Consider the following 14681-nt stretch of genomic DNA (forward strand, 5'->3'; position numbering starts at 1 on the left):
GGTTTGACTCTAATTTGAATTTAATTATATTAAAAACCCTGTAGACTTGGTGAAGAATCACTGGTTCTACAGGGTGGGGGGTTATTCGTTTACTTCATTAATATCCAAACTTAAATAATTAAATCTAAACTTAATTATTTGGTACAAACTTAATTATACGAACACAACAATTCCAGCCCTTGATCAAAAATTATTATTCCACCGTCACTGATTTTGCCAAGTTACGTGGCTGATCGACATCTGTTCCACGCAGCACGGCAACATGATAAGAGAGTAATTGCACGGGTACGCTGTATACGATTGGTGACAAGATTTCATTCACACTTGGCACATAAACCACGTGTTGACGATCTTTCGCTTTGATGCCGCTGTTTTCATCTGCAAAAACAAACAATTCACCACCACGCGCTTGCACTTCTTCCATATTCGATTTGAGTTTATCCAACATGTCATCTTGTGGAGCAAGAATCACCACAGGCATATCATTGTCAACCAGTGCCAATGGACCATGTTTTAACTCACCAGCCGCATAACCTTCTGCATGGATATATGAAATCTCTTTAAGTTTCAAAGCACCTTCAAGGGCGATAGGGAACTCAGTTCCACGACCCAAGAATAGACAGTGATTTTTTTCAACAAATAATTCTGATAGACGTAGAATCTCAGCATTATTTTGTAAAGTATCTAAAATCACTTTTGGTGTATGCCAAAGCGCTGCAATAATTTCAGAAACACGGTCAGTTGAAATGCTTTGCTTAATTTGACCAATTTTCAATACCAATAGCATTAATGCCGCAAGCTGTGTGGTAAATGCTTTGGTCGAAGCAACACCAATTTCAGGGCCTGCGAGAGTCAACAAACTGTAGTTGGTTTCACGTACCATCGACGAGGTTGCCACGTTACAAATGGTCATGGTGGTGATATTCAAGCTTTTCGCTGCTGCACGCTTTTGCGTATCACGCAGTGCAGCTAAAGTATCGGCTGTTTCACCTGATTGAGAAATACAAACATACAGTGTGTTATTCACAATCACAGGCGAGCGATAACGGAATTCACTGGCAATTTCGACTTGGCAAGGCACGTCAATCAGTTGTTCAAACCAATATTTGGCAATCATGCCGGCATGGTAGCTAGTACCACAAGCGATGATTTGCACTTGTTGAATTTGGCTGAAATCTTGAGCTGCATTGGCAAGGAAATCATCACGTAGTGCATTGCCATTTAATGCCTGAGAGATCGTTTGCTTAATCGCTTCAGGCTGCTCATAAATTTCTTTGAGCATATAGTGTTTATATTCACCTTTTGAAGCATTGCTTACAGTCGCATCAAGCTCTTTGACTGGTCGATTCACCAATTTACCATCGACGAATACTTCAATGGTATTGCGTGTCAAACGTGCAATATCACCTTCTTCAAGGTAGATAAAACGGTTGGTAATCGGTAAAAGTGCCAATTGATCCGAGCTAATAAAGTTCTCGCCAATACCGACACCAATCACAAGAGGTGAACCTTCACGCACCGTGATTAATTCATCAGGATAGTCGGTATGTACGATACCCAGTGCATAAGCACCTTTGAGTTGAGGCACGACACTTTTAACCGCTTCTAAAAGACTCGGAGTGCTTTTTAAAGCATCATTGACTAAATGCGCGACAACTTCTGTATCTGTTTGTGATGTAAAGACATAACCAAGTGCTTCAAGATCATCTTTAAGCTCTTGATAGTTTTCAATAATGCCGTTATGAACTACAGCAACATTGCCTGAAATATGCGGATGGGCATTATTTTCAGTCGGTTTACCATGGGTTGCCCAGCGCGTATGTGCAATACCGACCGAACCTGCGATATCTGCTTCTTCAACGGCTTGTTCAAGATTTGCAACTTTACCTACGCGACGTTCACGTAGAACATGGCCTTTATTAATCAGCGCTAAACCCGCAGAGTCATAGCCACGATATTCAAGACGCTTTAAGCCTTCAATTAAAATATTGGTAATACTACGTTCTGCAACGCCACCGACAATACCGCACATAGTTTAATCCTCTTATTTCTTCAATTTTTGGGGACGTTGATAGTTTTCTTTGGCAAATTGCTTCGAACGTTCTACCGCAAGGCTATTGTCTGCCACGTCACGTGTAATGGTTGAGCCAGCACCCACTGTTGCACCATGACCAATGGTGACAGGAGCGACTAATGAGCTATTTGAGCCGATGAAAGCTGAGTCACCGATAATGGTTTTAAATTTGTTTGCGCCATCATAGTTGCAGGTAATGGTGCCTGCGCCAATGTTTGAACCTGCACCGACTTCCGCATCACCTAAATAGGTAAAGTGGTTGGCTTTAGAGCCTAAGCCGACAGTGGTATTTTTAACTTCAACAAAGTTACCAATATGTACTTCTGCAGCTAATTTTGCGCCAGGGCGTAAACGTGCAAATGGACCGATTTGAGCGTCTTCACCAACAATGGCACTGTCAAAAACGCTATATGGTTGAACTTTAGTACCTGCCGCAATCTTGGTGTTTTTAATGATACAACCTGCACCAATTTCTACGTTATCACCGAGTTCAACATCACCTTCAATAATCACGTTGATATCGATACGGACATCTTGACCAACAGTCAATGTACCACGTAAGTCGAAACGTGCAGGATCAATCAGGTGAACGCCTTGTTGCATCAGTTGTTTAGCTTGGAATGCTTGAAATTCACGTTCAAGGGCAGCCAATTGTACGCGGTCATTGACACCTTCCACTTCAAAAGCACGTTCTGGTTCAACAGATGCCACTTCGAGACCGTCAGCAATTGCCATGGCAACGATATCGGTCAGGTAATATTCACCTTGCGCATTATTATTGCTTAATTTTGGTAACCATTCGTGCAATTTAGCATTACTTACGGCATAAATACCGGTATTAAATTCTTTGATTTTACGTTGTTCTTCAGAGGCATCTTTGTGTTCAACAATGGCTTGAATTTTGCCATTTTCACGTACAATACGACCATAACCTGTCGCATCATTAACCGTTAAAGTTACTAAGCCAATACCTGTTTGAGTAGATGCATCTAATAGTTTTTGTAATGTTGCTTCAGTGATACAAGGCACATCACCTGAGAGAATCAAAGAAATCCCAGTTTTTGCTAGGACAGGCAGAGTCACTTTGACTGCATGGCCTGTACCCAATTGTTCTGCTTGTTCAACCCATTTGACATTTTCATGTGCAAACGCGTTTTGAACCAATTCACCGCCATGCCCATAGATGGTAATTATTTCTTCTGCATTTAGTTTTTTCGCAGTGTTGATGACATGGCCGAGTAGAGGTTGTCCTGCGAGTGGTTGTAATACTTTGGGTAAACGAGAACGCATACGTGTCCCTTTACCTGCAGCAAGAATAATAACGCTAGTAGACATGTTTAATCCTAGGTGTTTCTATTACATAGACAAAATATAAAAATAAATACAGATGCAAAGCGCGGCCCAAAGGCCCGCAATAATGTCGTCGAACATGATGCCAAAGCCACCACCGACTTGACGGTCAATGACACGAATAGGCCACGGTTTCCAGACATCAAATAAACGGAATAAAGCAAAACCAATCAATGCCCAAGTCCAGCTCATTTGCCCAAGATATAAAATCGGGAGGAAGGTAATGGACTGACCGGCAAATTCATCCCATACGATGCGACCATCGTCATGAACACCCATGACTTTGGCGGTTTGACCACAAATATAGATACCAATAATCGACATGATGATCATGACTATAATGGAGTTGAAAAAGCCGATTGCAAGCCAACCTGGAATAAACAACAAAGCAAAAGCAGAGCCAAAGGTGCCCGGTGCTTTGGGTGCAAGACCCGAACCAAATCCCACGCCACAAAAGGCGATGACTCGGTTAAACCAAGACATGGATTTAAAGTTAATGGCTGGCTTATGCAAAATGCTGGTATCCCTTAAATTTTATGACTTGGTCAACACCGTGGTTGTTATAACGGATTCCCAAATTAGGCGTGATTTGACCGATTTTACTAATGTTTACATCTAATTCTAGTTGCAGAAGTTTTTTATAATTCTGCGGACTTATTGTAAAGCATAACTCGTAGTCATCTCCACCCGCGAGGGCGTATTGCCACTGCTTTTCTTGTTGTAATTGTTTTACATCGTGATCGATAGGAAGTTGATCTAATTCAATTTCTGCACCGACGTGTGAAGCAGCGAGGATATGTCCTAAATCTTGTGCGAGCCCATCAGAGACATCAATCATACTGTTGGCTAAGCCTTTGAGCTGTTGGCCTAATAAGCAACGGGGTGTGGGATAATCTAAACGGTGCTGTAAGCGATGACCTAAATGGTTTAAGCCAAATGCAGCATCACCGACTTGTCCGCTGACGCAGATATAATCACCGATTTGGGCACCTGAACGCGGGACGGCTTGTCCCGATTCAACCCAGCCGAGGGCTGTGACTGAAATCGTCAGATGAGGACTTTGTGTGGTATCACCACCAATTAAACTCACACCAAATTGATCGCAACAATTATATAAACCCTGACTAAAGCCTTTGAGCCAATCATGATCAATTTGGGGTAGGCTCAATGCCAATAAAATACTGTGTGGTTTGGCGCCCATTGCAGCAATGTCAGAGAGGTTGACAGCAACAGATTTCCAGCCGATGGCATGTGGTTTTGTGTCGAGAGGGAAGTGACGTCCAGCAACCAGTGTATCAGCACAGATGACCAATTGTTGCTGTGGAGGAGGGGTGAGCAAGGCTGAGTCATCACCGACCCCTAAATCGACAGCACTACTGCTGTGACGATTAAAATAGGTATCAATGATCGAGAACTCAGCCATACAACGTACTACTTAATAAATTAATTAGCTTGTTGCTTTTCTGCTGCACGCAATGTAGTCGCTAAACGATCCAATACACCATTGATGTACTTATGGCTGTCTGCACCGCCAAAATGTTTAGCTAACTCGATCGCTTCATCGAGTACGACACGGTAAGGAATCTCAAGGTGTTCTTTGAGTTCATACGCGCCTAAACGAAGGGTTGCAAGTTCAACGCCATCTAAGGCTTCAACTTCGCGATCGAGTACAGGGATTAAAAGCGCATCCAATGCTTCATGATTGGCAACAACCTCGGTCAATAACTCGTGGTAATAGCCGAGATCTACCTTGTGCATGGCATTTTCCACACGCGTACGTGCTTCAATCTCATGCACAGGATTGCGGCTCATTTGCCATTCATAAATTCCTTGTACAGCAAAGCGACGTGCTTTACGTTTTGCTGCATAAGTTGCTTGAAGTGTTTGCGACATAGCGTTAAATAGCCTTTAACAAGTTAACCATTTCAATAGCAGTCAAGGCAGCTTCACTACCTTTATTGCCTGCTTTTGTACCTGAGCGTTCAATCGCTTGTTCAATACTATCCGTAGTCAATACACCATTAATTACTGGTAAGCCAGTGTCTAGACCAACAACGCCTAAACCTTTGGCACATTCGCCAGCAACAAAATCGAAGTGAGGCGTGCTACCACGAATCACTGCGCCAAGCGCGATGATGGCATCGAAACGATCTGAAGCTGCAAGTTTCTTCGCAACCACAGGAAGTTCCCAAGCACCCGGTGCATGAACAACAGTGATATTATCCTCTGATACGCCATGACGTTTCAATGTATCAACGGCACCTTCTAGCAAATGTTCAACAACAAAGCTATTAAAACGACCAACTAAAATCGCATAACGGTCTTCGTTCGCGAGATGTAACATACCTTCAATACGGCGAACTGCCATAGCAACCTCGATTATTTCTCTGATGTTTGATTTGCGGTGATGTATTCCACCACTTCTAAGTTAAAACCTGATAGTGCATTAAAGCGTAGTGGCGAGCTGAGAAGCTTCATTTTTTCCACGCCTAAATCACGTAAAATTTGTGCCCCGACACCAATGGTTTGATACTGCTGAGACAGTGCCGCATTGGATTTAACATTTTTCGGTGCAGTTAAATTTTCTAAAGCAGGGCCTAAGTCCTGTAAATGACGCTGACCAATCCATACTAAAACACCACGATCGCTTGATGCGATTTCTTTCAGTGCTTTATCGAGATTCCACGCCGGAGCGCCATCTTGTTTATTGAGTTTTAATAAGTCACGAACTGGGCTGAAACCATGTACACGGACTGTGGTTACGCCTTGTTTCGGTTCGCCTTTCACAAGGGCTAAATGAATGTCTGGATTACCAATTTCACGGTAACGGAACAATTCAAACGTACCATATTCAGTATCTAAAGTTTGTTGATCAATGCGCTCAACGGTTTGCTCATTGGTCATGCGGTAGTGAATCAGATCTGCAATGGTCCCCATTTTTAAGCCATGCTTTTCAGCAAAGACTTCAAGATCAGGGCGACGTGCCATGGTGCCGTCTTCATTGATGATTTCACAAATCACCGAAGCTGGCTCAAGACCTGCTAAACGCGATAAATCACAACCGGCTTCAGTATGACCGGCACGGTGAAGGACGCCACCAGGCTGTGCCATCAGCGGGAAAATATGGCCTGGCTGTACGATGTCAGCTGGTTTAGCATGTGCAGCTACCGCTGTTTGAATGGTGTGCGCACGTTCAGCAGGTGAGATGCCTGTTGAAATGCCATTTGCTGCTTCAATCGACAATGTGAAGTTTGTACCGTGCTGCGCACCATTGGCATCAACCATGAGTGGTAAATTTAACTGTTGGCAACGCTCTTTGCTGAGCGTTAAGCACACAAGACCACGCGCATGCGTAATCATGAAGTTGATATCTTCAGGGCGTACGTGGGTCGCAGCGATAACAAGGTCGCCTTCATTTTCACGATCTTCATCATCCATCAGGATGACCATTTTTCCTGCACGAATATCAGCTACGAGCTCTTCAACAGTATTGAGCGGCATCAATCTTCACCTTTTTTTTGTCTCGAATGACATTTACTTGCATTGATTGTTGCATAGTCTAACGTTTTTTTGCGTTCTTTGCCTATGCTTATCATTTTCCTTTAATGGCTCATTGTTATACACAGTCGTCAGAACCTTGAAAAGAGGACTTTATTTGAATTGTGCCATTTATGCCCAATCTTTAAGCGATTGAAAAGCATAAAAATTGGCAACCTTATACGGATATTGAATAATTAAGCCAAAGGAAGCTGACAGTTTGTCGGAAGCGTTTAATCGCATAACTACATGAAGGATCACATAAAATAATTGTCACTTATGCAGCTGAGTGAGCAGCTAAATAATCTTGAATGATCATTTTATTGGCCTGCAAAATGCTTTTTTGTAATTCGGGATCATGCATTGCCCGTGCAATTAAAACCGCACCGACCAGTTGGGACATTATGGCCCAAGCTTTTTCTTCACTCGCCAAATGTGCGCTAAATAAAGCATGACCGCGCAGTAATTCCTTTTCATAGGCCTGTTTAATCGTGTCATCTGCGCGAGCTACTTCGGTCGCAAGTGTCGGCAAAACACAGCCTTGTTCAGGATGTTCAAGGTGGGAAGGGGTTAAGTAACGGTCTAATTCAAAATTAATCCAGTCGGCTGCATTATGATGCGGGTTGCTTTGCCACATGTTAAAGCTTTGCTGCAATTCATATTCAACCAATGCTCTGAGTAAATCCTGTTTTGACGAAAAATGTGAATAGAATGCGCCACTAGTTACACCTGCAGCTTTCATTAAGCCGTCAACACCTGTTGCAGCAAAGCCATTTTTTTTCGCAATTTGCCCCGTAATGTTGAGCAATTCTTGTCGTTTTTGTTGTTTGTATTCGGGTTTATAGCGCATGTGCATGACCCTAAAAAATTATGATTGACGATAAATTGATCATAACATAGTATTCGTTATAGTAACGATCGTTATTCAATAAAATTGATCGCACATGGAATATAAAAACTATCCAGCACGAGGAGATCGTCATGGAAAATAATCATATATCTAAGCCTGTCAAAGGTGTGGCATTGATCATTGGTGCAGGAGATGCCACCGGCGGTGAAATTGCCAAACGCTTTGCTCGTGGTGGTTATACCGCATGTATGACGCGGCGTAATGTCGACAAATTACAGCCCTTAATTGCTGAAATTCAAGCGCAGGGAGGGACTGCTTTTGGCTTTGGTTCGGATGCTCGAAAAGAAGAGCAAGTGATTGAACTCATCGAGCACATTGAATCAAACATTGGCCCGATTGAGGTCATGGTTTTTAATATCGGTGCCAATGTGCCATGTAGTATTTTGGAAGAAACCGCACGTAAATATTTCAAAATTTGGGAAATGGCATGTTTCTCGGCATTTTTAACGGGTCGGGAAGTGGCAAAACGCATGGTGAGCCGTGAATCTGGCACGATTATTTTTACGGGTGCGACGGCAGGGGTTCGTGGTGCGGCTGGCTTTGCCGCTTTTGCTGGCGCAAAACATGCGCTTCGTGCCTTGGCACAAAGCATGGCACGTGAACTAGGGCCAAGAAATATTCATGTGGCGCATGTGGTGGTTGATGGGGCGATTGATACCGACTTTATTAAAGAGACTTTTCCCGATTTGTACGCAAAAAAAGCGCAAGATGGTATTTTAAATCCCGTACATATTGCAGAAAATTATTGGCATCTCTCACAGCAACCACGAGATGCATGGACGCATGAATTAGATCTGCGACCGTGGATGGAACGCTGGTAAGCGTAATTTGATTCAAATGAAAGAACGATACGCGGTAAGGTCATCCGCAAGTGTTTGAGACAGGACTACATCTATTCAAAAATGTTTTTGCGATACTTTGAATAATTAGACGCTAGTGAACGAGTTTTGCGGATGACAATGGTTTTGGGTACTTTTGCCGAAACAAAAGTACCTCCAGCCGAAGGCTAATCCCTTTATTTAAACCCTGGATGTAAGACTCCGTCAAATCGGCTTAAAAATCATTTAAAAAATACGATGTTACTTTTACGTGCGTAACATCAGTTAGGAAAATAAGCAAAAAAAGGACGAAAAACATGAAAGTCATTGAATTTTATTTTGATGTCGGCAGCCCATATAGTTATATCGGTTTTCATCGCATTCAACAGATTGCACAGCAGTATCAAGCCGAGCTGATCTGGAAGCCGATGCTTCTTGGTGGAGTGTTTAAAGCTACTGGCAACAGTAGTCCGATGGCTGTGCCTGCCAAGGCACGCTATTCCATGCGGGATCTTAAGCGCTGGTCAGATCTATGGCAGATTCCCGTGCAAATGAATCCGTATTTTCCAATCAATACTTTGCAGTTGATGCGTTTGATTACCGCAGTCCAATTATTTCAGCCTGAAGTATTTCTCAATGTACTGACGGGTATTTTTAACGCGATGTTTGGTCAGCCACGCAATTTAAATGATCTCAATAAATTAATTCAATTGATGCAAGAGCTTGGATTGGATGTAGAGCAAGTTAAATCATGGCTTGAAGATGAAAAAGTAAAGTCTGAGCTTAAAGTTATTACCGAAGAAGCCATTGCACGAGGTGTGTTTGGGGCGCCAAGTTGGTTTGTCGATGATGAGTTATATTGGGGTGTTGATCATTTACATTTTGTTGAGGCGGCTTTACAGGCTTCATCACGATCAGCCTAATTGGACGAATACTTGAGTGAATGCTACTGAATATGAGCACCAGTTTTAGGACGGGAATGCAGAAGTTATTGTAGATGTAAGTAAAATTATAGAATGGATCATGGCTGATTGTCTTACTTACATCTACTTTTACTCAGCTTTCATTTGTATTGAGTCTTATTTTTGGGGTACTAACTTAAAAAACTTAAGCTTTATTCCGTATATAAATAATGCTGACATTTGGTGCAATTTACGGTGCATGAATCGCTTGCATAAATACCTTTACGAAAGAATCGTTTATTGCCGCAAAAGATACAGATAAATTCATCTTTATGATTTTTAGCGCTTGGTAGCTCTTGGTAAACGAGTCTTAATCCATTGTCTTTATAACGATAATTTCGACCATAAATTTGTTTAGCAAGCCAATAGTCCAAACTTGTAAATTTTATGGCAATACAACTGATGATACAAAAAGGAAATAGCCATATAGATTCAAATGCTTTGGAAACAGACGCCCAACCTGAAAATACACTTGTGAAAGTAAAAAACATGACCGCGAAAGCACCAAAGAAGAAAAGATAGAATACTTTGCTTTGGAAAGAGCTTAATTTGTTTAAGTATTTGAGATGATGTTCATAGGTCGAAATATCATCTTGGTTGGGCACAAATGCGGGATAACGTGCTTGCTTAGGTTTGTCTGACACTTGATCACCAAATGAATGACCACAGGCACTACAAAAGTGATGTTGTACTAATGCTTTTTCTCCACAGGAGACACAATATTTCATAGCTATTTAAATATTTTTAATTAATAAAGTTATTTGTTTAGCAAGCATAAGAAAATTTGCAGCTTTTTAAAAGAAATTTTAATGAATTCATTGAAGAGGCTTCTAACAAAAAAGCGAACCGAAGTTCGCTTTTTATCTCATGTATTGTTCAACGCTGCTTAGAAGAAGCCCATTGGTTTGGTGTCATAGCTCACCAACAAGTTTTTGGTTTGTTGATAATGATCAAGCATCATTTTGTGGTTTTCCCGGCCGATCCCTGATTTTTTGTAGCCACCGAATGCTGCGTGTGCAGGGTAGATATGATAACAGTTGGTCCATACACGGCCCGCCTGAATAGCACGACCCGCACGATATGAAGTATGCGCTGAACGCGACCAAACCCCTGCACCTAGACCATAAATCGTGTCATTGGCAATTTTAATGGCATCATCAAAGTCTTTAAAGGTTGCTACTGAAAGCACAGGGCCGAAGATTTCTTCTTGGAAAATCTTCATGTCATTGGTGCCTTTAAAAATCGTTGGCTCAATATAGAAACCTGTACCGACTTCATTTCGTGGGTCACCACCAGTAATCAGCTGTGCACCTTCATTTTTACCTGTCGCGATACAGCCTAAAATTTTGTCTTGCTGCTCTTGCGATGCCTGTGCACCAATCATGGTATCGGTATCGAGTGGATGACCCGTCTTAATACGTTTGACACGTTCGACAGCCATTTCCAAGAATCGATCTGCAATGCTTTCTTGTACCAATGCACGTGAAGGACATGTACAAATTTCACCTTGGTTGAGCGCAAACATGGCAAAACCTTCGAGTGTTTTATCTAAGAACTCATCGTCTTTGTCCATGATGTCTTCAAAGAAGATATTTGGTGATTTTCCACCAAGTTCTAAAGTCACAGGAATGATATTTTCAGTCGCATATTGCATGATCATTTGACCGACAGCGGTTGAACCTGTGAAGGCGATTTTTGAGATACGTGGATTGGTCGCCAATGGACGACCGACTTCAACACCATAACCATTCACAATATTCAGCACGCCCGGTGGGAGTAGGTCTTGAATGAGTTCAGCCAAGACCAAGATGCTGACAGGCGTTTGCTCCGCAGGTTTCAACACGATGCAGTTTCCCGCAGCCAATGCTGGAGCAAGTTTCCAAGCCGCCATCAAGATTGGGAAATTCCACGGAATAATTTGACCGACCACACCAAGTGGTTCATGGAAATGGTAAGCAATGGTATTTTCATCAATTTCAGAAATGCCGCCTTCTTGGGCACGGATACAGCCGGCAAAATAACGGAAGTGATCGATACAAAGTGGAATATCAGCGGCTAAGGTTTCACGAATCGGTTTACCGTTGTCCCAGGTTTCTGCGACCGCAAGGAGCTCTAGGTTTTCTTCAAGTCGATCGGCAATTTTTAATAAAATATTTGAGCGTGTGGTTGGGGAAGAGGCGTTCCATTGGGCTTTGGCTTTATGCGCTGCATCCAAAGCCAATTCAATATCTTCAGCAGAAGAACGTGGCACTTTGGTAAAAACTTTACCGTCTACAGGGGAGATATTTTCAAAGTATTCACCTTTCACTGGCGCGACCCATTGGCCACCAATCAGGTTTTCATACTGAGCTTTAAACTGAACTTTTGAACCGGGTTGATTAGGATCGACATAACGCATATGAATTTTCCTTTGCTTGTTTATTATGATCTTGTTGGGCTGCCCATCTGTGGCAATCTACAGCTTTGGTATAAGGTACTTTTGTACATTATTTGATTAGCATAGCCTGTATAAGGTTGGAAAAAGGTTGGAGACAAGAAGGTTTACAATATTTTTTTTCAGTCTTAAAAACAAAAGCCGGGAAACGGATTTTTAGTCATGAATTGTTGTGAGAATAATGAATGATGATACAGAAGGATTTATCTGAAAAACGACAGAATGTCGAACGGTTAAGACAGGGCATGAGTCTGTCAAAGCAGCAAACCTCGCAATTGAATGAGAGCATTGCGAGTTCTTGGCAGCGATCGGCGCAGGCAGAAATTCCGGAAAATCGGAGTGCTGCGCCTTTGGTAAATTTAAGCCCTCAAAGTCAACAACAGTCGGCATTGCATCATGCCTTGCAACATTGTGCCGAAGATTTAAAACACATTGCCGAACAGTCGTCGATGGTACTTGCCGTGGGCGATGTAGGTAGCACGATTATTTGGAGTGCGTCGAGTCGGCAAATGCAAAGTGCTGCGGAAAGTGTGCATTTTATTGCAGGTGGGCAATGGCGCGAAGAATTGGTCGGCACCAATGCATTAGCGTTGTCTTTAAAAACCCAACAGTCGAGTTGTGTGTTTTCAAATGAACATTACATGCCATCAGTACATGAATGGGTCTGCTATGCAGCACCGATTATCGATCCACATACGCAGCAAATTTTGGGCGTGGTTGATTTATCCACCGTGTGGAAAAACCACAATAGTTTAGGGCTACTTGCGGCTGAACGCTGCGCTTCGATTATTCAATCGGCTTTACTCGATTTTCAAAAACAGCATTTGTACATTCGGGCCTTTGCTGTGCCGCAAGTGTTATTTAATGGCAAAGTGATGGTGCTGACCCCACGGCAAATTGAAATTTTGACCATCTTGGCGCTATGTCCGCAAGGCATGACCTTAGATACTTTGCATCAAGCCTTATATGGTGAACGTAAGGTGAGCGTCGGGACTTTAAAAGCAGAAATGTCTCAGCTACGCGATATTTTGGGCGGCATGTTAGGCTCACGTCCTTACCGTCTATTGGCACAAGTCGAAGCCGATTTTTTGCAAGCCGAGCAAGCCTTAGATGCTGGTTATCTCGATTCGGCGTTGAAACTATGTTCAGGGGTTTTCTTGGCCAAAACCGAAAGTCCTTTTTTAGGGGCATGGCGTGATTGTCTTGAGTCACGATTGAGCCAAGCGATTTTTAATGCCAAGGAAACGGATGTTCTACTCAAACATGTCGCGCGTTTCCCTGAAGCTATCGATGCGGTTGAACGCCTGATTGAGCTGATGCCGAGATCGCATCCCGTACATCAGACCTTGTTGAAATTAAAACAGTAAGTCGCAACATCATACAGGCTATTAAAGGCCTTTATTGGCCAGCCATTCAAAGAGCTGGGTATAGACTTGTTCACGCGCGGTTTTTTCCGAAAGCACTAAATCATGCAAGCCATTGTGTATGCTTTGAATGGTGACATCGCCCTGAATTTTCTTGGCATATTTTTGGATGTCTTTTACACCTAAAATCACATCACTGGTCTGCGCTGCTTTACCCCATTTTTTGGGATTTTTAGTTTGATGCGAGTGCATGACCAAGACCGGTACATCTAGGCTGATACCTCGATGAATCTCTTTTTGAGCCTCATAAATTGTCCGCACGAAACTTAAATACACCATTGGATAGCGGGTCTTTTTCCAGTCTAAATTGAAGTCCCATTCACCCTTGAGTTCATGGTGTAAGCTGGCGGTGTACCATTTATTCAGTTCACTCGGAAATTTTAAATTGGGAAAGGTTTTTGCCAATTTACTCAGCTGTGGAATACCCAGTGCGCGTTTCACTGGATTCATGTTGAAATCATAAAATGGGCTGTTAACCCAAAGGGCTTGAATTAAAGGATGATTTTGATGATGTGCCGCATACAAAGTGGTGGTTAATCCACCGGTTGAATGACCACAAAGCAGTAAGGCATCATGACCTTCATCTGCAATGATCGTTAGGGCTTGATCTATTTCGGCATCGTATTCAGACAGTGCATGCACATTATAGTATTTTTGATGCGGGCGGATTGAGCGACCATATTTTCTTAAATCTAAGGCATAAAAGTCGAAACCGTGCTGATTAAAGCGTTCGGCCATTTCAGTTTGGAAAAAATAATCGATAAATCCATGGATATAGAGCACCGCTTTGGAGGTGGGAGCTGTGGCTTTTTTGCGAACCAGTGTGGCAACCACTGGGCCTTCATAATCATCCGGGAAGGTCAGCGTGGCTTGTTCATAGCCTGCGCCCAAAATGTCAGGCTGATACTGAATATGTGAATGGCTCATTATTATACTCATCAATATTATTGGACATTATACTTTATCCTTGATGAGCCATGAGCTTTTGTCAAATGAATAATCGATGCTTTTTTACGGACTAAAAAAGAGTGACCTCAGTATGAAAGCAACCAATCTATGGTCGCTTTCCTGAAATAAAAGGTGAAATGGATTCAGTTGACCTACATCACTAAACTCAAAGGGTAATGTAGGCACTTAGGTCACTTAAACATGAAGACCTTTAAGGGCTTAAC

14 protein-coding genes are annotated in these 14681 nt (G+C 42.5%); 3 read left to right on the forward strand and 11 right to left on the reverse strand.

All coding sequences use genetic code 11. The features are described from left to right. Positions 1 to 193 precede the first annotated feature (193 nt). From glmS to FTT88_RS06825, 8 genes are all read right to left on the reverse strand, one after another. Positions 194 to 2032 carry a glutamine--fructose-6-phosphate transaminase (isomerizing) gene (gene glmS, locus FTT88_RS06790; RefSeq protein ID WP_180134896.1) on the reverse strand — a complete coding sequence of 613 codons (1839 nt, stop codon included), beginning with the start codon at positions 2030 to 2032 and terminating at the stop codon, positions 194 to 196. 12 nt (positions 2033 to 2044) lie between these two features. Continuing rightward, entirely contained in the window at positions 2045 to 3409 is a 1365-nt protein-coding gene (glmU, locus tag FTT88_RS06795; RefSeq protein WP_180173813.1) for a bifunctional UDP-N-acetylglucosamine diphosphorylase/glucosamine-1-phosphate N-acetyltransferase GlmU, read from the reverse strand. A gap of 21 nt (positions 3410 to 3430) precedes the next feature. Then, on the reverse strand, positions 3431 to 3907 hold the full coding sequence (locus tag FTT88_RS06800) for a phosphatidylglycerophosphatase A (protein WP_078194116.1): 477 nt from the start codon (positions 3905 to 3907) through the stop codon (positions 3431 to 3433). Between the two features lie 22 nt (positions 3908 to 3929). Next, the gene (gene thiL / locus FTT88_RS06805) at positions 3930 to 4847 is read right to left on the reverse strand and encodes a thiamine-phosphate kinase (protein ID WP_180173814.1); all 918 of its coding nucleotides are present in this window, start codon (positions 4845 to 4847) and stop codon (positions 3930 to 3932) included. 20 nt (positions 4848 to 4867) lie between these two features. Further along, complete coding sequence (gene nusB / locus FTT88_RS06810) at positions 4868 to 5317, reverse strand: transcription antitermination factor NusB (RefSeq protein WP_067765594.1); 450 nt, start codon at positions 5315 to 5317, stop codon at positions 4868 to 4870. 4 nt (positions 5318 to 5321) lie between these two features. Further along, positions 5322 to 5792 (reverse strand): 6,7-dimethyl-8-ribityllumazine synthase, encoded by a 471-nt coding sequence (gene ribE / locus FTT88_RS06815; protein ID WP_067765591.1) that lies wholly within the window; start codon positions 5790 to 5792, stop codon positions 5322 to 5324. 11 nt (positions 5793 to 5803) lie between these two features. Next, the gene (gene ribBA / locus FTT88_RS06820; protein ID WP_078191533.1) at positions 5804 to 6925 is read right to left on the reverse strand and encodes a bifunctional 3,4-dihydroxy-2-butanone-4-phosphate synthase/GTP cyclohydrolase II; all 1122 of its coding nucleotides are present in this window, start codon (positions 6923 to 6925) and stop codon (positions 5804 to 5806) included. 313 nt (positions 6926 to 7238) lie between these two features. Next, complete coding sequence (locus tag FTT88_RS06825) at positions 7239 to 7811, reverse strand: TetR/AcrR family transcriptional regulator (RefSeq protein WP_180173815.1); 573 nt, start codon at positions 7809 to 7811, stop codon at positions 7239 to 7241. Between the two features lie 131 nt (positions 7812 to 7942). Between FTT88_RS06825 and FTT88_RS06830 the strand changes: the two genes are divergently transcribed. Next, positions 7943 to 8692 carry an SDR family oxidoreductase gene (locus FTT88_RS06830; RefSeq protein ID WP_180173816.1) on the forward strand — a complete coding sequence of 250 codons (750 nt, stop codon included), beginning with the start codon at positions 7943 to 7945 and terminating at the stop codon, positions 8690 to 8692. 314 nt (positions 8693 to 9006) lie between these two features. After that, positions 9007 to 9612, forward strand: a complete 606-nt coding sequence (locus FTT88_RS06835) for a 2-hydroxychromene-2-carboxylate isomerase (protein WP_180055693.1) — start codon at positions 9007 to 9009, stop codon at positions 9610 to 9612. Between the two features lie 191 nt (positions 9613 to 9803). Here the strand turns inward: FTT88_RS06835 and FTT88_RS06840 are convergent, their stop codons facing one another. Together FTT88_RS06840 and FTT88_RS06845 are read right to left on the reverse strand one after the other, a co-directional pair. Continuing rightward, entirely contained in the window at positions 9804 to 10295 is a 492-nt protein-coding gene (locus tag FTT88_RS06840; RefSeq protein WP_180024783.1) for a hypothetical protein, read from the reverse strand. Between the two features lie 242 nt (positions 10296 to 10537). Beyond that, on the reverse strand, positions 10538 to 12049 hold the full coding sequence (locus FTT88_RS06845; protein ID WP_078194071.1) for an aldehyde dehydrogenase family protein: 1512 nt from the start codon (positions 12047 to 12049) through the stop codon (positions 10538 to 10540). Between the two features lie 221 nt (positions 12050 to 12270). Here FTT88_RS06845 and FTT88_RS06850 point away from each other — a divergent pair, with 221 nt between their 5' ends. Then, positions 12271 to 13452, forward strand: a complete 1182-nt coding sequence (locus FTT88_RS06850) for a transcriptional regulator (RefSeq protein WP_078191528.1) — start codon at positions 12271 to 12273, stop codon at positions 13450 to 13452. 21 nt (positions 13453 to 13473) lie between these two features. Here the strand turns inward: FTT88_RS06850 and FTT88_RS06855 are convergent, their stop codons facing one another. After that, positions 13474 to 14436: an alpha/beta hydrolase gene (locus FTT88_RS06855; RefSeq protein ID WP_180010824.1), complete on the reverse strand. Its 963-nt coding sequence runs from the start codon at positions 14434 to 14436 to the stop codon at positions 13474 to 13476. Positions 14437 to 14681 lie beyond the last annotated feature (245 nt).

It is taken from the genome of Acinetobacter sp. YH01024, assembly GCF_013420195.1.
GTDB lineage: Bacteria > Pseudomonadota > Gammaproteobacteria > Pseudomonadales > Moraxellaceae > Acinetobacter > Acinetobacter amyesii.

What these genes read in the sequence shown, in the direction of transcription:
- glmS (WP_180134896.1), bottom strand. Translation starts at nt 2,032, where the DNA reads ATGTGCGGTATTGTCGGTGGCGTTGCAGAACGTAGTATTACCAATATT.
- FTT88_RS06855 (WP_180010824.1), bottom strand. Translation starts at nt 14,436, where the DNA reads ATGAGCCATTCACATATTCAGTATCAGCCTGACATTTTGGGCGCAGGC.
- FTT88_RS06825 (WP_180173815.1), bottom strand. Translation starts at nt 7,811, where the DNA reads ATGCGCTATAAACCCGAATACAAACAACAAAAACGACAAGAATTGCTC.
- thiL (WP_180173814.1), bottom strand. Translation starts at nt 4,847, where the DNA reads ATGGCTGAGTTCTCGATCATTGATACCTATTTTAATCGTCACAGCAGT.
- glmU (WP_180173813.1), bottom strand. Translation starts at nt 3,409, where the DNA reads ATGTCTACTAGCGTTATTATTCTTGCTGCAGGTAAAGGGACACGTATG.
- nusB (WP_067765594.1), bottom strand. Translation starts at nt 5,317, where the DNA reads ATGTCGCAAACACTTCAAGCAACTTATGCAGCAAAACGTAAAGCACGT.
- FTT88_RS06845 (WP_078194071.1), bottom strand. Translation starts at nt 12,049, where the DNA reads ATGCGTTATGTCGATCCTAATCAACCCGGTTCAAAAGTTCAGTTTAAA.
- FTT88_RS06830 (WP_180173816.1), top strand. Translation starts at nt 7,943, where the DNA reads ATGGAAAATAATCATATATCTAAGCCTGTCAAAGGTGTGGCATTGATC.
- FTT88_RS06850 (WP_078191528.1), top strand. Translation starts at nt 12,271, where the DNA reads ATGATGATACAGAAGGATTTATCTGAAAAACGACAGAATGTCGAACGG.
- FTT88_RS06800 (WP_078194116.1), bottom strand. Translation starts at nt 3,907, where the DNA reads ATGTCTTGGTTTAACCGAGTCATCGCCTTTTGTGGCGTGGGATTTGGT.
- FTT88_RS06835 (WP_180055693.1), top strand. Translation starts at nt 9,007, where the DNA reads ATGAAAGTCATTGAATTTTATTTTGATGTCGGCAGCCCATATAGTTAT.
- ribBA (WP_078191533.1), bottom strand. Translation starts at nt 6,925, where the DNA reads ATGCCGCTCAATACTGTTGAAGAGCTCGTAGCTGATATTCGTGCAGGA.
- ribE (WP_067765591.1), bottom strand. Translation starts at nt 5,792, where the DNA reads ATGGCAGTTCGCCGTATTGAAGGTATGTTACATCTCGCGAACGAAGAC.